18 protein-coding genes and 1 pseudogene are annotated in these 16,790 nt (G+C 31.1%); 15 read left to right on the top strand and 4 right to left on the bottom strand.

Annotated features, from left to right (window positions below; translation table 11 throughout):
- Positions 1-59 precede the first annotated feature (59 nt).
- From ACFWM3_RS16870 to ACFWM3_RS16840, 7 genes and pseudogenes are all read left to right on the top strand, one after another.
- A complete protein-coding gene (locus tag ACFWM3_RS16870; RefSeq protein WP_390312192.1) occupies positions 60-848 on the top strand; it encodes a DeoR/GlpR family DNA-binding transcription regulator in 789 nt (262 codons plus the stop codon).
- Positions 835-1,875, top strand: a complete 1,041-nt coding sequence (locus ACFWM3_RS16865) for an oxidoreductase (protein ID WP_390312191.1) — start codon at positions 835-837, stop codon at positions 1,873-1,875. Before ACFWM3_RS16870 ends, ACFWM3_RS16865 begins: the two co-directional genes overlap by 14 nt.
- A gap of 11 nt (positions 1,876-1,886) precedes the next feature.
- Complete coding sequence (locus tag ACFWM3_RS16860) at positions 1,887-2,369, top strand: heme-degrading domain-containing protein (RefSeq protein WP_390312190.1); 483 nt, start codon at positions 1,887-1,889, stop codon at positions 2,367-2,369.
- A 200-nt stretch (positions 2,370-2,569) separates the two neighbouring features.
- Positions 2,570-2,941 carry a VOC family protein gene (locus tag ACFWM3_RS16855; RefSeq protein WP_056465813.1) on the top strand — a complete coding sequence of 124 codons (372 nt, stop codon included), beginning with the start codon at positions 2,570-2,572 and terminating at the stop codon, positions 2,939-2,941.
- A 154-nt stretch (positions 2,942-3,095) separates the two neighbouring features.
- A pseudogene (locus ACFWM3_RS16850) lies at positions 3,096-3,221 on the top strand (IS1595 family transposase); the annotation flags it as partial.
- Positions 3,222-3,300: 79 nt separating this feature from the next.
- Positions 3,301-3,801 (top strand): GNAT family N-acetyltransferase, encoded by a 501-nt coding sequence (locus ACFWM3_RS16845; protein WP_390312189.1) that lies wholly within the window; start codon positions 3,301-3,303, stop codon positions 3,799-3,801.
- Between the two features lie 305 nt (positions 3,802-4,106).
- A complete protein-coding gene (locus tag ACFWM3_RS16840; protein ID WP_390312188.1) occupies positions 4,107-4,970 on the top strand; it encodes a COG4705 family protein in 864 nt (287 codons plus the stop codon).
- Positions 4,971-5,107: 137 nt separating this feature from the next.
- Here ACFWM3_RS16840 and ACFWM3_RS16835 read toward each other — a convergent pair whose 3' ends face one another.
- The 4 genes from ACFWM3_RS16835 to ACFWM3_RS16820 all read right to left on the bottom strand — a co-directional run bounded on the left by ACFWM3_RS16835 (position 5,108) and on the right by ACFWM3_RS16820 (position 9,472).
- On the bottom strand, positions 5,108-5,962 hold the full coding sequence (locus tag ACFWM3_RS16835; RefSeq protein WP_390312186.1) for a polysaccharide deacetylase family protein: 855 nt from the start codon (positions 5,960-5,962) through the stop codon (positions 5,108-5,110).
- Positions 5,955-7,325, bottom strand: a complete 1,371-nt coding sequence (locus tag ACFWM3_RS16830; RefSeq protein WP_390312185.1) for a glycosyltransferase family 2 protein — start codon at positions 7,323-7,325, stop codon at positions 5,955-5,957. Before ACFWM3_RS16830 ends, ACFWM3_RS16835 begins: the two co-directional genes overlap by 8 nt.
- A 712-nt stretch (positions 7,326-8,037) precedes the next feature.
- Positions 8,038-9,216 carry a NupC/NupG family nucleoside CNT transporter gene (locus tag ACFWM3_RS16825; RefSeq protein ID WP_056465804.1) on the bottom strand — a complete coding sequence of 393 codons (1,179 nt, stop codon included), beginning with the start codon at positions 9,214-9,216 and terminating at the stop codon, positions 8,038-8,040.
- A 100-nt stretch (positions 9,217-9,316) separates the two neighbouring features.
- Positions 9,317-9,472, bottom strand: coding sequence for a XapX domain-containing protein (locus ACFWM3_RS16820; protein WP_390312184.1), 156 nt, complete (start codon positions 9,470-9,472; stop codon positions 9,317-9,319).
- Positions 9,473-9,714: 242 nt separating this feature from the next.
- Between ACFWM3_RS16820 and ACFWM3_RS16815 the strand changes: the two genes are divergently transcribed.
- The 8 genes from ACFWM3_RS16815 (at position 9,715) to ACFWM3_RS16780 (ending at position 16,731) form a co-directional block, all read left to right on the top strand.
- A complete protein-coding gene (locus ACFWM3_RS16815) occupies positions 9,715-10,329 on the top strand; it encodes a protein kinase family protein (protein WP_390312183.1) in 615 nt (204 codons plus the stop codon).
- A gap of 107 nt (positions 10,330-10,436) precedes the next feature.
- On the top strand, positions 10,437-10,958 hold the full coding sequence (locus tag ACFWM3_RS16810) for a DUF4362 domain-containing protein (RefSeq protein ID WP_056465799.1): 522 nt from the start codon (positions 10,437-10,439) through the stop codon (positions 10,956-10,958).
- Between the two features lie 311 nt (positions 10,959-11,269).
- Positions 11,270-12,001 (top strand): hypothetical protein, encoded by a 732-nt coding sequence (locus ACFWM3_RS16805; RefSeq protein ID WP_390312181.1) that lies wholly within the window; start codon positions 11,270-11,272, stop codon positions 11,999-12,001.
- A gap of 236 nt (positions 12,002-12,237) precedes the next feature.
- The gene (locus tag ACFWM3_RS16800; protein WP_172795383.1) at positions 12,238-12,990 is read left to right on the top strand and encodes a GDSL-type esterase/lipase family protein; all 753 of its coding nucleotides are present in this window, start codon (positions 12,238-12,240) and stop codon (positions 12,988-12,990) included.
- 193 nt (positions 12,991-13,183) lie between these two features.
- The gene (locus tag ACFWM3_RS16795; protein ID WP_390312180.1) at positions 13,184-14,224 is read left to right on the top strand and encodes an XdhC family protein; all 1,041 of its coding nucleotides are present in this window, start codon (positions 13,184-13,186) and stop codon (positions 14,222-14,224) included.
- Positions 14,214-14,861 carry an NTP transferase domain-containing protein gene (locus ACFWM3_RS16790; protein WP_390312179.1) on the top strand — a complete coding sequence of 216 codons (648 nt, stop codon included), beginning with the start codon at positions 14,214-14,216 and terminating at the stop codon, positions 14,859-14,861. Before ACFWM3_RS16795 ends, ACFWM3_RS16790 begins: the two co-directional genes overlap by 11 nt.
- A gap of 343 nt (positions 14,862-15,204) precedes the next feature.
- The gene (locus ACFWM3_RS16785) at positions 15,205-15,345 is read left to right on the top strand and encodes a hypothetical protein (RefSeq protein ID WP_156339585.1); all 141 of its coding nucleotides are present in this window, start codon (positions 15,205-15,207) and stop codon (positions 15,343-15,345) included.
- A 468-nt stretch (positions 15,346-15,813) separates the two neighbouring features.
- Positions 15,814-16,731: an alpha/beta hydrolase gene (locus tag ACFWM3_RS16780; protein ID WP_390312178.1), complete on the top strand. Its 918-nt coding sequence runs from the start codon at positions 15,814-15,816 to the stop codon at positions 16,729-16,731.
- Positions 16,732-16,790 lie beyond the last annotated feature (59 nt).

Raw genomic sequence — 16,790 nt, 5'->3', positions numbered from 1 at the left:
ATTATATATAATATCTTTAGAATTCAAACTTAAGGACATACACAAAGGGGCTTTAAACTATGTATCAAGAACAAAGATTAGCTTTGATAATAAAGTATTTGGCTTCAAATGGTGAGATTACTTTAGAAGAAATATGTGAAATGCTTAGCGTTTCAAGGGATACAGCAAGAAGAGATCTCGTCAAACTAGAAGAACGCGGGGAAATTCTGAGAATAAAGGGTGGAGCAACACTTCCAACCTCTAATCGAAATTTAATCGAATATAAAGAACGAAATACAACAGAGGACAAGGAGAAAATTGCGCAAAGAGCCGCATTACTTATTCGTGAAACTAGTGACTTATTGATGGATACATCATCAACTTGTGCACTCATGTCTAAATTTATGTCAGGTAAACATGTTAATGTGATTACAAATTCAATTGATATAGTTGATTTATTAGGTGAGTATGAAGAAATTCAAACCTTTATGCTACCAGGAAAATTTAATCGGAAAAATAGAAATTTAGTTGGCCCTAGAACAATTGAGACACTTAATGACTACAAAGTTGATCAGCTATTTCTTGGTGCATGTGGAATTAGCACTGACGGACTAACTTCACCTGATGAAGAGGAAGCGTTTTTAAAGAAAAAAATGATTAGTTGTGCAAAACAAGTAGTTTTATTGGCAGATCATACAAAGTTTGAAAAAGTCTTTCTGCACAAGGTATGTGATATTAAGGGGATAGACATCATTATTACAGACAAAGATCCAGATGAAGAATTTAAAAGAAAAATAACCGAATACAATATTCATTTAATTAGTTTAGAAGAAGAGGAAAGAGAGAGGATTTCGGATGAAAAAAATTAAGGTTGGTTTAGTTGGATATGGTTTTTCCGGAGCTACGTTCCATGCACCATTTATTAGTGAATTAGAAGAATTTGAATTGATAAAAGTTGTTAGTTCAAAAAAGGAAGATGTCCAAAAAGATTTAGGAGATGTAGAGGTAGTAAGCAGTTTAGATGAGGTTCTAAATGATGAATTGATTGACTTAGTTGTCATTACTACGCCAAGTGGTATGCATTATGAAATGGCAAAACAAAGTTTAGCAGCGGGTAAACATGTCATTTTAGAAAAACCGATGGTAGTGGAAACATGGGAAGCAGAAGAGCTAATTAAGATTGCTGAAGAAAAGAATCGAGTACTAAGCGTTTATCATAACAGAAGATGGGATAACGACTTTTTAACAGTTAAAAAGTTAATAAATGAAGGTGTGCTAGGAGAAATCAATACTTATCAAGTTCATTTTGACCGTTATAGACCGGAAGTAAGAAATAGATGGAGAGAAAAGCAAGGTCCTGGTTCTGGCATGTTATATGATTTAGGTTCACATTTAATTGATCAAGCTTTAACCCTTTTTGGACAGCCTCAATCCATTTTTGCGGATGTATTTGCACAAAGAGAAAATGCAGAAATAGATGATTATTTCCATATTATTTTAGGATATGACAAGCTACGTGTAATCTTACATTCTGGTTCCATCATCCCAAGTAATGGACCACGTTTTCAAGTACATGGAAACAAAGGTAGCTTTATTAAGTATGGAATAGATGGACAAGAAGCTGCACTAAAAGAAGGTAAAAAACCAACTGAACAAACATGGGGAACTGATGAAGCACAATTCTATGGAAAGCTCTATTCTATTAACGGTGAAAAAGAAGTGGAAGACACGATTGAAACAATACCAGGCTCATATACAACTTATTACAAGAAAATTGCTGAAAGTATTTTAAATGGTTCAAATCCTCCCGTTACAGGTGTAGAAGGCTTATCTGTTATTAAAATCATTGAAGCAGCACTTAAAAGTAGCGAAGAAAAGAAAGTGATCGATCTATAATTGGAGGTTGTATGGAAGAGAAAACAATTCAACAAAAACTTGAAGAGGTAAGGAAACAAGAAGAAAATCTACTATTTAAAAGTTTTTCAAATAAGGATGCTTTAGAAATTGGTTTGTTAATTATTGAAGCAGCTAAAAGGTTTGATAAACCAGTTGCTATAAATATCTTGAAAAATGGTCAAAGTATATTCCATTTTGCAATGGATCATACATCGCCAGACCAAGATTTATGGATCAAGCGAAAATCTAATATTGTTCTCCGTCATCATTGCAGTTCTTATTATATGAGACTTTACAACGAAATGAAAAATAGATCATATAATGAATTTTACGCAGCCAGTCCATATGAGTTTGCTGCACATGGTGGGGCATTTCCTATTAAAATTATAGGATCGGGCGTAATTGGTGTTATTACAGTTTCGGGTTTAGCTCAGGAGGATGATCATAACTTGATAGTTGAGGCATTAACCAAATTCCTAAATAAAAGGATTTAATTTTAAAGCATAATTAAAGAATAATGTGTTATTTGTTTTGCTTGCACAGTTGTAAAATTTACTGAGAGCGAGTTAGTTTTAATGGTGTTAGCAGACATAATTTACCAAATCAATAGCAGGTTAATTCAATTAACGGGAGGAAAAAGGTAGATAGAAAGGGAATTATTTGATATGTCAGATTAAATAAAGGAGACAAGGCTATGAGTAAATCATTTATTGAACAAGTACATTATATAAGAATTCCTGTAAATGATTTAGAACTTTCTGCTCAATGGTATAGAGATGTATTAGGGCTCCAGTTATTAAATAATACTGAGAAACTTGCGATTTTAAAAGTAAATGAAGGACCTTTCTTACTTATCTTAGTTCCTACCGAAGATAAAACATTTGCACATTTTACAATTGATAATAAACAAGAATTTAGCATTGGCTTTACAAGTCCAGAATTAACTAAATTTCATCAACACTTAATTGATCATCAAGTTAAGGTCGAGGATATAAAAGAAGATAATGGTCACGCCTTTTTCCACTTTTATGACCCAAATGGTAATAAACTTCAAGTACACTGGTAAGGTTATAATAAATAAATTACCTTATTTCATGATCGGGTGCTTTACGGAAATAAGAACGGGGAACGTCCAAATCAGACGTTCCCATTTTTTTTGCCTGAAAAACTATAATACTATTTAACAAAGCCATTTTTAAATGGGTCACGATCAACACGAATTGGTAAGGTTTCAGTTTCTTGAATTAAAGGGATTCAATGCCAACATATCGAATATTAAAGAGCTATTCGTACGAACAAAACTTTACGAGAATCCTATAACAAACGAAGATATTCGTCTATCATAGATCATTAGAATCTTCACTTTCTTAATCGTACAATCGCAATTTAATTGTGAAAAAAATCAATACATAAGGTGGGTAAACAGTGAAAATTAGAGAAATCAAAGTAGAGGATGCAGAAAGTTTTGCAAAACTAATTATAGAAGTTGAAAACCAGGCGGATTTTATGCTTTATGGAGCAGGAGAAAGGAATTTAACAACTGAAAAACAACGAAAACAGTTAGAAGTTATTGAAAAATCACCAAATTCTACGATATTTGTAGCGGAAGAGACTTCTGGAATATTAGTTGGTTATGCGTTTGCAATTGGTAGTACCGCAAAAAGAAAGAAACATTCCGTCTATCTTGTCGTTGGAATTTTAGAGGAATATACAGGTAAGGGAATAGGGACAAAATTATTTCAAGCATTAGAGGAATGGGCAATTAATCATAGTATATTCAGATTAGAATTAACTGTTGTAAAGCAGAATGAAGCGGGAGTAGGTTTATATAAAAAAATGGGATATGAAATTGAAGGAACAAAAAGAAGTTCCTTACTAATAGATGGTAAAAGCTTCGATGAGTTTTATATGGCTAAACTATTATAATTACTTCTATTTTAGTAGAATAAGAACTTAAAAGGACGCTTTACCCAATTTTTTAGGACTGTTTGCGATTTGCCTAGTTGTAGTTCTAGAAAGAGACTATAATGAAGAAAAGCGTGGATTTGCCTTAAAAGTTATTGGGATTGTTTGAGGTATTGCTGGATAGACTTTGAATTTTTTTATTAAAAAACAGTAAAAAAATCTTGGGAAAATTTTTAAAAAATATACTATATTTTCATTTACCTTTCATAATTGTATGGGACTATAAACTGTCTTTAAAATTACATATGAAGGGAAATGATATTTAAATGTCATCTGCAAAAAAAATTGTAAAGTCGTCTGTTAGTAAAATTCCTCAATTGACACTATTGTTTTGGATCATGAAGATTGCAGCGACAACGTTAGGAGAAACGGGGAGTGATTTAGTAACTGTTCCTGGAACGGAAGATAATTATTTAACTCCTTTTTTGTTCTTCGTAGGTGTATTCGCAGTCTTTTTAACAATTCAATTGTTTGTGAAGAGATATGTACCATCTGTCTATTGGACCGTTATACTATCTACTAGTCTTGCTGGAACAGCGTTTTCTGATTATATGGATCGTTCATTAGGATTAGGTTATATGAAGGGCTCACTTATACTAATAAGTATACTTGCTATCATTTTTATTTTTTGGTATTTTACAGAGCCAACGTTAAACGTGAAATATATTGCGACGAAAAGGGTAGAGGTATTATATTGGATTGCCATTCTCGTATCTAATACATTAGGGACTGCAGCAGGTGATTTTTTATCTCATAAATCTGAAGGTGTAGGTACATTAGCAAGTGGTGGCAATTACCTAGAACAAGGATTAGGCCTAACTATTGCACAAGGGGCTATGCTTACAGGCGGATTAATTTTATTAATTCTTTTAGCATACAGATTTACAAATTTAAATAGAGTATTTTTATTTTGGGCAGCGTTCGTACTGACACGACCGTTCGGAGCAACATTCGGAGATTTCCTAATTAAACCTCAAGAAAAAGGCGGATTAGGATTAGCGAATGGAACACAAATCGCATCTGCAATTTTATTAGGTGTTCTTATAGTTTGTATAATCGTCGAGTATATCATAAATAAATCAAAATTAAATAAAATGAAAATGGATGAATCAGATATTCAAGTAAGTTAAAATCATTCAGGTTTATTAATAGGAGAGAGGGAGGAAAGTAAGTTAACTGATTCCCACTCTCCTATTTTATTATTATTTATAAGAAAAAAAGCTGCCAATGCAGCTTTTTTTGTTTGTTCCAGTAAAAAGAGACAAAGTTAATTGATTTCTTTTAAATCTAGCCATTCAGAATAGGTCAAAATGTTTAATTCATCTTTTTTACTTACGACATAATTAACAATCGTTTTATATTTTTCTGGATCAAAATTCATTTGAGCTTTATCGGCTTTTTTTTCAAATCGATGGTTTGTAAATACAATTGATTGTTTCGTCTTAATTGCTAAGTCAATTTGATCTTTGACCCATGAAATGTCAGTAGTAGGAAGTAAATTTACCGTACGAACTTCATATTTTTTAATATTGTTTGTTTGTATTCCGTCCTTTATGGTGCGAGCACTTCGATAATGTTCTTCCTGTAAGATTTTCAATGTATCTTGATTATAAGACCCATATGGATAAACAGCGATATTACTTGCTCTTGTAAAACAGCGTTGATCTAGCCATTGGCGTGCATCGTTTAATTCACTTTTTTGCTCTTGTTTATTTAAGCTTGCTAAATGTCGATGTGTTTTTGTATGATTCATCAAATCCCAACCAGAACGATATAAAGTATTTAATTGACGTAATGACATATACCCTTCAGTACCTATTTTTGAAGGTATGACAGCAATGCTTCCTTTTATATCATTATCTTTTAAGATTTGAAAACCTTTCGTAAATTGCGTTTCCCATCCATCATCCATTGTAAAAATAATGTTTGCTTTATTTTGGTTTTTTTTAATTTCTTGTGGTGTTTGTACTTTACTTTGCAAAGTTTTACAATTTGTAGTTTGCATCAAATCATTTTGTGGTTTAGGCACTGACAAATAAGATGCACTACTTTTCATAAACGGATATGCTATCAAAAATGATGAAATTAGAACAGCATATACAATAACAAGTTTTTTATCCAACGTTCATCATTCCTTTATCCTTATCTAACTCATAAATTCTTCCAGATCGTGAAACTTTGTTCCAATCATTACGGTTTATAAAATAGGAAACAGTTCCAATTAGTACAAAAAATAATGTTACAAAACGATAGACAAATAAGTCTAAAATAATAGTGACCGATAATCTTATCTTTTCTTTGCCTTTAAATTTAACGCCATAATAATTAGCCAAATACATAGCAAATATACTGTAGACTAAATTTAAAGATACGACACCAAGCAAATAGAATAATAGTAGATTTTGAGCATGTCCTATATTTGTAAACAACATATAGCCAAAATTAAAGATTGTAAAATAAATAGCAACAGTACCTAAAATAAAAGAATCAACTAGCATAAAGAAGGAAACAGTGCGAAATAAAAATGTCTTTATAAGCATCGGAAAATAATAAATGACACAATCAATAAAGGCCTTTTGCCAACGAATTCTTTGCTTAAATAAATCCTTCCAGGTTTCCGGACACTCTGTATAACATACAGCATTTGGGACAAAAACCATTTTTTTACCAGGATTTTTTAAAATGTATTGTTGGAATTTTAATGTTATGTCGATATCTTCTCCTAAAGTCTTTCTGTATCCACCAACTTTAAATAAAATTTCTTTATTAAAAACCCCGAATGCCCCAGAAATAACGGAGAGTGCATCGAATTTCGCAAGAGATACTCTATTAATATAGAATCCTTTTATGAATTCAAAAATTTGAAATCGAATGACATGCTTTACGGATAAAGTACGCTCGATATTTTTTTGATTAAACTGGACACCTTGAAGGGGGTGTACCATTCCGCCTGCTGCTAATACATCAGGATCTTGAAAAACTTCATTTAGAATATGCAATGCGTCGTTTGCAAGAATACTATCTGCATCTAAAGTTACGACTAATTCATTTTTTGAGTATTCGATTCCAGCGTTTAAGGCATCATGTTTTCCACCATTCTCTTTGTCTATAACGAATACATTAGGGTAAATAGTCGATTTATAAAAGTTTTTGATTTTATTACTATTTAACTGATTTGCTATTTTTCGATTTTCCGGTGTAAGACCAAGGAGTTTATGTAAAACTTTCATGGTTCCATCTTGTGATCCATCATTAATATAAATAACTTCTTTTGTTGAGTAATCTAATCTATTTATACCTTTTATAGCTGTTTCGATAATACTTTCCTCGTTATAGCATGGTATAAGTATGCTGATACTTTTATTTGTTCGTAATAGGCTTTGTTTTCGTTTCTTTCGATTAGAAAAGATTGGAAGTGCATTTATCATATGTAAGAGTGGGAAAAAGGTACATAAGAAAAGGGTGAGAATTGTAATAAATTGCATAATTAAAAAGCTCCTTAAAACTGGTATGGTTAAGTACTTTCAATATCTAAGTATGAAAGACAATAATCAATCAGTACAAATATAGATTTTTACTAAATAAACATAAGATTATATTAACGAGATTTTAGGTTGTTTAATATGTTATTCTTTGAACAATTTATTTCAAAATGAATACTAACAATACAAATATTAAAATGTCTTCGTATTTTTAGAAATTTCACGTACCGTAATATAATTTTTTTAAAAAAACTTTGTTTACTTATTAAGAAAAAGAAAGGTAAAAACACTATTCTCTAGGGGGAATTATGATATGAAGATAATGTAAATGTATTTCCTTAAATTGAGTGACAAAAAACATTGCGCTTTTTTAAATGGATAAAAAATCTACCTTTATTAAGCTAGGATGATTGAAAACAATATTTGAACGTTAATCAAATCTGCAACAATAACCGTTATTCTGCAGGAATTACTCTGCCATTATAGAAAACAACGGATATTTATCAGAAGGGGGAAGGGGATCAATAGAATGGGCTCTACCAAGAAATGTATCTTTAATAAAGTATTTTTTAATAATTCGATTGGTAAGGTAATTGTTTTGTGTATCCAAATTACAATTCGTGAAGTTAAAAAGATGAAATAAAATAAAACAGCCGAAAACTTAATAAATAGATTCGGCTGTTGTGTTTTTTAAAATTTTTTATGAACTAAAGTATTATCTAACAAATAATCCTACAATCGTTCCTGTTAAAACTGAACCTAGTGTAGCAACTAATAATACTTTTAATCCAAATTTAGCAAAAAGCTCTGATTGCTTTTTATCAATAGCAGCAATTGCACCATAGATAATTCCAATTGATGAAAAGTTAGCAAATGATACTAAGAATGATGACACGATTGCAACCGTTTTTGTAGATAAATTAGGAATGATTTTTTGGAAATCAAGCATCGCAACAAACTCATTTGCAGCAACTTTTGTACCCATAATTGATCCTGAACGTACTAATTCATCTGTTGGGATACCCATAATGAAAGCAACAGGTGCAAAAACATATCCTAAAATTTCAGTAAATGTCATTCCGATAATCGAATTGAATACGAAATTAATCATTGCAAGTAATCCAATGTAAGTAATTAACATTGCCCCTACAATTAAGGCAACTTTACCACCATCAAGTGCACCGTTACCGATGGCTTCAAATAATGACTTTTCTTTAATCATTTCTTTGACGTTAATATCTTCATCTTGTTCTGATGTAACAGGACATGCCATTGAAGAAAGAATTAAACCAGAGAACACGTTGATAGGGAGTGCAACTAGTACATATTCAGGAGGAATCATTTGCATATACGCACCTAAGATCGAACATGATACCGCTACTAACGAAGATGTAACGACAACAAATAATCGGTTAGGTGTAAGTTTATGTAATTCCGTTTTAACAGAAAGAATTGCTGTTGTATCACCGAATACCATACTATTTACAGCAACGAATGACTCAATCTTTGGTAATCCCGTAACTTTTGCAACGGCACCACCGATATATTTAATTGCTAAAGGTAGTATTCTTGTGTAAGTCAAAATTGATAATAATGAAGATACGAATATGATCATCATTAAAACGTTAATCCAGAAATAACCCTTTGTCGATAAATCGCCGAATACAAATGAAATACCTTCGTTACCAAAAGATAAAACTTTATTAAAGAATGAGACGATCTTTTGTAAAACTGTTCTTCCAATTGAGGTTTTTAGCATAAACCAAGCTAAAATCAATTGAACTACTAACATAATTGCAACAGCTTTATAATTAATGTTCTTTTTATCATTAGACATTAACCAACAAATAGCAAATATCAAGATAATGCCAATGATTGCGAAAATATATGACATTTATTTTCCTCCAAACTACAAAAACGTAGAATAATTTCTAATTTGCAATCTTATTGTTTCCAATCAGTTTAAAAATATCATTAAATAAAGAAAGGTTTATTTATAAAAATAGCTGAACTAACTTCATCCCACCCCATACACCTATAATTCCACAAATTGATGAAAATACAGGTGGTGCTGGAATTGGTAATTTAATGAGTGTAAATACAACTCCAACAATTAAACCTGCGATTAAGCTCATAATTATTTCATGCATATTTACTAACTCCTTTTGCTAAAACACTTTTTTTGTATTTAAGTATAGCCATCTTCTCTGTTAATAGGGTATTATCCCCAAAAATCATAGCTAATACAAATTACTACATTAAAGAAAACTTTTTTTATAAATCAAATGGTTGGTAGGTAAAAAGAATGTTTTTAAAGAATATATTTGTATAGAAAATTCTAATCTTGATGACTTAACTTTTAGAATATATACAAGCTGAAAGGGGCTTATGAATGAAACAATCACTTCTACAAGAAATTCATGATTTTACTTTATTCGGTGAATATGCAGATCACTTTGAATACTTAGCAAGTGGAAAAGATGGAGATGTTTACACTAGAGACAATTATGTAATAAAAGTATTTAAGGAAGATGGAAAAAGTCGAGATGACGGAATGAAACTTCACCTTCTAGAGCGAAGTATATACTATCCAAAAGTTCATGCATTTACGAATGATTTTATGGTAAGTGATCGAGTATTTGGTGAAACTTTTTATCAATTAGATGGCCACAGTAAAAATTTACGTATACAATATGAAATAGAAATTAATCAAGCGATCTTTGATGCTCAAAACGCTGGTTTAAATGCATTCGACTTGCATAATCATAATTTAATGTTATCGAATGATGGTGAAGTTCGAATTGTTGACGTCGGTCGATTTTCACTTGAAGAAGAAACTCTCCAGTTAGGATTTTTTAAATCATTGTTTGGAAGTTCTCATCGCCGTCATCGAAAACATAAAAGACGTCATGATCACTCATCTTCAAGGCATCAATACAGACACTCTTCATCATCCAGACGTCACCATCGTAGACATTCAAGTTCTTATAGCTCATACTCTTCATAAAAAAAATACCACCTTTATACGAAAGGTGGACTTTTTTGCCAATTGCATAAGTTATAATAGAATGGAAAAACTAACCAATATTATTAATTGTAATATTGGAGGGCAAAATGTATAAATCAATCATATCGTTTATGCTTTTAATATTTCTTGGTTTTTCCTTTGATCATTTCATGGTAGCAGAGGCTAGTGTATATACGAAAGAAATGTTAAAAAAAGAAATCGAGAATTATGGAGAAAAAGCAACTAACAAAATCCCGGCATCCTATAGTAAAGAAGAAGCGCTAAAAAATGGAGATATATTAATAATAGGAAGAACGACTAATCATAATGAACGGATACAAAAATTTATTAATAATGTGAAAAAAAAGAAGCCTGACTTTATTCGATTTGTTGAATTTACTTCAAAAGGTGATCCAGTGATTACCGAATATCAATATAATGGAAAACTAATTTATTATCGATTTGATAGTTCAAGGGATCGAACAGACCAATATCGAAAAGGTACATTTGCGATGAGTAAATTTGTTACAGGACCAAAAGTTTTAGAAGATTATTGCCAAAAGTTAGTCGTAAACTCAAAATCGTCCTATTTAACAAATTGTTATCATTTCGATAAGGTGGAATTTTAGTTTTTAAAAACGCCGGTTAAAAAATCGGCGTTTTTTGTATTTTAGTTACTTGAGAGTAATGTAGTTTAAAAAAGAAATTTCACTCACCGTAATTTATAGTCAAAACATTTTATATTTTAAAAATCAATATTCTTAATAAACAGCAATTCAATTTTAACAATTTCACGTACCGTAATATATATCAAAAATTTAATTCTTTAGACGATAAGATGGACAAGAAGTTCAAAACTAAACTATAATTTCTACATATAACTAATAAAACTACTACTAAATAATGGAAATAAAAAAGGTTCACCAAAGGAGTAAATAAAATGACAGAAAATATAGTTCAAAATAAGAAGACTGAGTTAATAAAATACATACCTCCAAAAGGAGAATTTACAAAATTTTTGTCAGATGAGGATTATTTAGAAAAAGGACGTTCATGGGGCTTATTTAATAAAAATCCAAAACATGATTTTTTATTCAAAGGTCAAGATTTTCAAGTAAATGTAAAGCTTGTTGGCTATGAAACTTATGGGGTTACGGATGAGTATCATACAATTATCATTGAATTTGAAGATGGCAATTTATCATGTATTCATCCTGCTTATTTAAAAGAAATGCAGTCCCCAAGCTTTAAGAAAGTTTACACTGTTGGTGAAAATGATACGAAAAACAGTGAGGAGAAGAAAACAGAAACAAAGTCAAAAGAAAGTACTTCCAAAGCTACTACAAAGAAAAAAGAAGAAAAGAAAGAGGAAGTTTTAATCACATTACCAACTGATAAGTCACATTTTAATGGCACGGTTAAAGAATTTAGCACTAAATATAATCATTTTAATGATAGCGAAGAAGAGATTGTTATATGGGAAAATGTGGCTGTCAAAGGAGATCAAGATCTATTAATTGGAAATGCTTGGTGTTCATTAAGTAAAACTCTAAAGGCAGCCGAGTTAGAGGTAGGTAAATCATATCAATTTGATGGTAAAGTAGTTGATAAGAAATTAAACAAAGAGGTTAAATATAAATTAAATAACCCTTCAAAGGTTGCTGAGATTTAAATTTAGTTCGAGAAAAGAAGTTTTAAATTAATTTATAATGGGTCAAGCTAAATCAAAAAAAAAGGCTAACTAATACAGTTAGCTTTTTTTATTTCTCAAATCGTTCCATTATTATCAAATCTAAGGAAATGGTTACATGATTTTGTACTTTTAGACAAATAATTTAATAAAACATACTATCTATAAAAAAGGTAATAAGAGTCTACTTATTACACTTATTTAAGGGGGCGTATATGTTGAGAAGAAGAAAAATTGGTATAACGTTTCTTACTCTTGCTTTAGCAAGTTCTTTATTTTCAACTACTGCACTTGCAAAAGAGTATAATGATAATAATGTTTATACTTTTGAAAAGATTGAACTTGTAGGTCTTGGAGACTCCATAACATTTGGTTTCAATTTAGGAACTACTAATAATATACCATCAAATTATGCGTTCCCTTTTCTTATTGGTGAAAACGCAAACCTTGAAGTACGTGATTTAGGCGTTCCAGGTTGGACAACAGATAATCTTTTGCAAGCAATAAAATATGATACCAATTTCAGACAATCAGTTAAACATGCAGACTATATTACTTTAGATATAGGAAATAATGATTTATTACATACATTGAAAAAAAGTAATAATATAGAACAACTTACTGGAAAAATTGCTACGATGATGCCAAAGTTAGCAGATAATTTAAATGAAATAATTAAGGAAATTCGTGGACTTAGTGATGCTCAGATTGTTTTGTACAATTTTTATAATCCATTTCAAGTAAGTAATCAACCGATGCATAACTTATCAAATCAGTTATTATCGCTCATTATTAATCCAAAAATTTCGAGCATTGCAGGTAAATACAAGAATGTAAAAATAGCTGATGCTTTTTCTGCATTTGATGAGAAACAAGCAACTTATGTAAGAAAGGGAGATATACATCCAACTATTGATGGACAAACTGTACTAGCTACTATTGGAATGAATGCGCTAGGTATAAAACAATAAAAAATATTGTATTAAGTTTTAGTTTTCACTTTAACTTAAATAATCGGTTAACCATAGATTATGGTTAATCTTTTTTTGTAGTTATTTCTTATGTTAATTAAATTTGAATCTAGACATAACCCTTTCATCATAGAACTATATATTAATATTTACTAAAAATGCCTGTATCGTGATTTTATTTAGGAGGGATCTAATGGAAAGTATCCATGAGATACTAAATGAGATTACATCATCTAAAGAGGGTGATGTATTAGCTACAATTATTCATGTAGAAGGCTCAGCATACCGAAAAGAAGGAACTTCCATGTTATTTAAAGGAAATGGGAAAGAGGTTGGCTTACTAAGTGCCGGTTGCCTTGAAGCAGATTTGTCATATCGAGTTCAAGAAACAAGAGTAAGAAAAACACCTCAAACTGTTACTTATGATATGAGTGCAGAGGATGATTTATCTTGGGGAAACGGAGCAGGATGTAACGGTATTATAACTGTGCTTATAGAGCCAATTGATGAAAGGATGTTTAATTTACTTACTGAATTAAAAACATTCCTATTAAATGGTACGAGCGTGTCGATGATGAAAATTTTATCGGATGATAATAATAAAGTTGAAACTTTGTTCCTAGTGGATGAAAAAACCTTTTTTGGCAATTGTAATGAGCAAAATACAGTTCAGCTTAAAAGTGTACTAAATGAATTACATGATACTAATCAAAAAAGTGGACTCCAAACGATCGAACCGCTTAAAACAAATGTGTATTTACATACTTTTCATCCTAAGCCCCGCTTATTTGTGTTTGGAGCTGGTAAGGATGCGATTCCTTTAGTAAAACTTGCAACATTAGCTGGATTCTTTGTCACTATAACCGATTGGCGAGCTGATCAATGTTCTAAAGAATACTTTCCAGACGCAGATCAAATACTTGTGGGCTTTCCGAGCGAAATTATACCGAGACTTCAATTGTCTACATCAGATTCTGCCATAATCATTACCCATCAATTCCAAAAAGACAAAGAAATATTAAATCATATTTTAAATATTAATCTTAAGTATTTAGGAGTTCTTGGTGGAAAAAAAAGAATACAACGACTTTTAGATGGTAAACAAGTAGATTCAGAAATAAATAGTCCAGCTGGACTAAAAATTGGTGCTGAGGGCCCAGAAGAGATTGCAATCAGTATTGTTAGTGAATTAATTCAGAGACAAAGAATAAAGAAGACTAAGCATGAACAATAGTAGGATCATTGCAATTTTACTTGCTGCAGGTAGTAGTAAAAGAATGGGTCAGAATAAAATTTCTCTTCCATTAGGTAATTCTACAATTGGGAGTTTTGGTTTGCGTAAATTTATCAATTCTAATATTGACCATGTTTTTGTCGTTACAAAAGAAAATGATTCACTAAATTGGATTAGCAAAGATCTTTTTAAAAAACCCAATAAAAATTTTTGGACGCATGTACCATGTACCAGTGCTAACAAGGGACAATCATACTCTTTGAAATGTGGTTTAACTCAAGCTCTAAAAACAAAGCCTTTAGGGATAATGATCCTCCTTGCTGATCAACCTTTTTTATCGATTCAAACTATTAATATATTGCATCAAAATTATTTAAAGCGTGTAAGTGAGAATTCAACAATTCCTTTTTTAGCAGCAAGCTTCCGAGGTGTTCCTAGACCTCCAATCATACTGTCACCTAATACGCTAACTGATCTATTCATGTTAAATGGAGATGAAGGGGCAAGAGCTTTTATTCGGAATCATGCTAACTTAGAAGGTTTATTAGTGGAAATTGAGAATAAGTGGGACTTTTTCGATATCGATACAAAAGAAGCGTATGAAGTAGCGAAGGAAAATGAACAATTTGGAAATTAGAAAAGGAGTTGTTAATTTTGTGAAATCAGCAGGTGTAGATCATGTACTGTTCAAAAAATATTAGTGAGTAGGTATCAAATGAATTAATCATTAAATATATAAGTATGAGTAAATTATAAAAGATAAAACTATGTCCTTCTATATTTATCCTATAGTTCATAGGGGAAATGAGACATCAAAAGAAAATGGAACTGGATTAGGATTAGCAATTTACTATGCGATTGCTTAATAAGTTCTTAGAATTGATTATAAATTATGATGTAATATGGGTATAATAAAAAAGAGTTTGGTGCTGGTAACACCAAACTTAAGTACTACATCCGTAGTGATACGGTTGACAACTATGTCCTTGGGGAAGGACGATTACTTCTTATTAGAAGTAATGTTGATGATGGCAACGATTAAGCTAATTAGCGCGATCGTTGCTATTACACTTTCTAGCAGTAAACTAATTGGATTTTCCATATTAATATCAAAATTATGACTAGTAATGGTTTGATTGTCCGAACTGATAAAAAGAAATAGGAAGGCTCGTTTTAATAACTTCAAACAAAGTTTCTCAAAACCTATTATTGTGAATTTAATCACAAAAAATACATAATATCGAGAATTTACTCTAAACCTTATATGTTACTTTAAATTTATTTAGTCGCTATCACAACATTAGTTATATTAACATGTAAACAAGAACTACAAGATTGTATAATGGAAGAAATCACAAAATTAGCGCATAAGTAAATTTTAAAAATATAGAGTTCTTTAATTGGGGTGCCTAAAAATTCGGTTAAACTGAAATTTTGGCACCCCTTATCGTATCTATTGATAAGCAGGAACTTAACAAGATACAATAAATACATAAATAAGAGTTCATTAAGACTAACAAAGTCTAACATATTTCATAATTTAAATAGAAGAACTTCTATTTGGCTAACAGACAAAAGGAGTGTGCAAGATGGAACGGAAAAAAATAAATAAGCTTTTAATTTGGATGGTAATTTTGTCTCCGGTTTTGTTCTTCCTCATACCGATACTAGTCGGTTTAATCTTAACGCATCCATTTAGACGAAAAACTGAACAAACACCTGCCGATTACAATTTGCAATTTGAAGAGGTTGAATTTAAGAGTAATCTAGATCAAGTTGTGATAAGAGGATGGTGGATACCAGCAAAAAATCCTACAGGTAAAACTGTCATAACTGCACACGGGTACACAGATGAACGAAGTCAAAAAAAGATTAACGGTCTCCGAATTGTGCAATCAATTCATGATCGTGGGTATAATGTATTGATGTTTGACTTCCGTAATAGTGGAAAATCAGGTGGACGAACAACTGGAATTGGCTATTATGAACAGCATGATTTATCATCGGCAGTAGAATATGTGATTAACGAACGAAATCAACAAGAAATTGTTTTGCTTGGATGGAGTATGGGAGGGGCGACATGTTTACTCGTTGGTAGCCTTCATCCGCAAATTAAAGGAGTTATAGCAGACAGTCCATTCCATGATTTACAGACTTATTTGGAAGATAATTTAAGTGTCTGGTCTAAATTACCTAAAAAACCTTTTACTTCAATCATTTTACGTTCGATGAAACATTTATTAAAGATTGACCCAAAAGAAGTGTCTCCTGTCATTTCAGTTCAAAAAGGAAATTCAACAAATTATTTATTAATTCATGGAAAGAATGATTTGAAAGTACCATTTAGTAGTAGTGAAATGATCTATGATCAAATCCCTAATGATAATGAAAAAACATTATGGCTGACAGAACATGGACATATTACAACATTTATTGAAGAACCGGAACCATATACTAAGAAAGTAATTGATTTTATTGAAAAGACGTTTTCGTCTAATGGAAGTTGAATAATTAATTAGATTTTACGAAACAGATGAACCTTAAAAAGCGGTTTATCTGTTTTTTT

The sequence above is a fragment of the Gottfriedia sp. NPDC058432 genome, from assembly GCF_042721555.1.
Taxonomy (GTDB): domain Bacteria; phylum Bacillota; class Bacilli; order Bacillales; family Bacillaceae_G; genus Gottfriedia.
Note: the sequence above shows the minus strand (reverse complement) of the source record. Positions and strands in the feature narration are given on the sequence as shown.

Coding starts and splice junctions, on each gene's coding strand:
- ACFWM3_RS16870 (WP_390312192.1), top strand. CDS start 60: ATGTATCAAGAACAAAGATTAGCTTTGATAATAAAGTATTTGGCTTCA.
- ACFWM3_RS16865 (WP_390312191.1), top strand. CDS start 835: ATGAAAAAAATTAAGGTTGGTTTAGTTGGATATGGTTTTTCCGGAGCT.
- ACFWM3_RS16860 (WP_390312190.1), top strand. CDS start 1,887: ATGGAAGAGAAAACAATTCAACAAAAACTTGAAGAGGTAAGGAAACAA.
- ACFWM3_RS16855 (WP_056465813.1), top strand. CDS start 2,570: ATGAGTAAATCATTTATTGAACAAGTACATTATATAAGAATTCCTGTA.
- ACFWM3_RS16840 (WP_390312188.1), top strand. CDS start 4,107: ATGTCATCTGCAAAAAAAATTGTAAAGTCGTCTGTTAGTAAAATTCCT.
- ACFWM3_RS16830 (WP_390312185.1), bottom strand. CDS start 7,325: ATGCAATTTATTACAATTCTCACCCTTTTCTTATGTACCTTTTTCCCA.
- ACFWM3_RS16825 (WP_056465804.1), bottom strand. CDS start 9,216: ATGTCATATATTTTCGCAATCATTGGCATTATCTTGATATTTGCTATT.
- ACFWM3_RS16820 (WP_390312184.1), bottom strand. CDS start 9,472: ATGCATGAAATAATTATGAGCTTAATCGCAGGTTTAATTGTTGGAGTT.
- ACFWM3_RS16815 (WP_390312183.1), top strand. CDS start 9,715: ATGAAACAATCACTTCTACAAGAAATTCATGATTTTACTTTATTCGGT.
- ACFWM3_RS16810 (WP_056465799.1), top strand. CDS start 10,437: ATGTATAAATCAATCATATCGTTTATGCTTTTAATATTTCTTGGTTTT.
- ACFWM3_RS16805 (WP_390312181.1), top strand. CDS start 11,270: ATGACAGAAAATATAGTTCAAAATAAGAAGACTGAGTTAATAAAATAC.
- ACFWM3_RS16795 (WP_390312180.1), top strand. CDS start 13,184: ATGGAAAGTATCCATGAGATACTAAATGAGATTACATCATCTAAAGAG.
- ACFWM3_RS16790 (WP_390312179.1), top strand. CDS start 14,214: ATGAACAATAGTAGGATCATTGCAATTTTACTTGCTGCAGGTAGTAGT.
- ACFWM3_RS16785 (WP_156339585.1), top strand. CDS start 15,205: ATGTCCTTGGGGAAGGACGATTACTTCTTATTAGAAGTAATGTTGATG.
- ACFWM3_RS16780 (WP_390312178.1), top strand. CDS start 15,814: ATGGAACGGAAAAAAATAAATAAGCTTTTAATTTGGATGGTAATTTTG.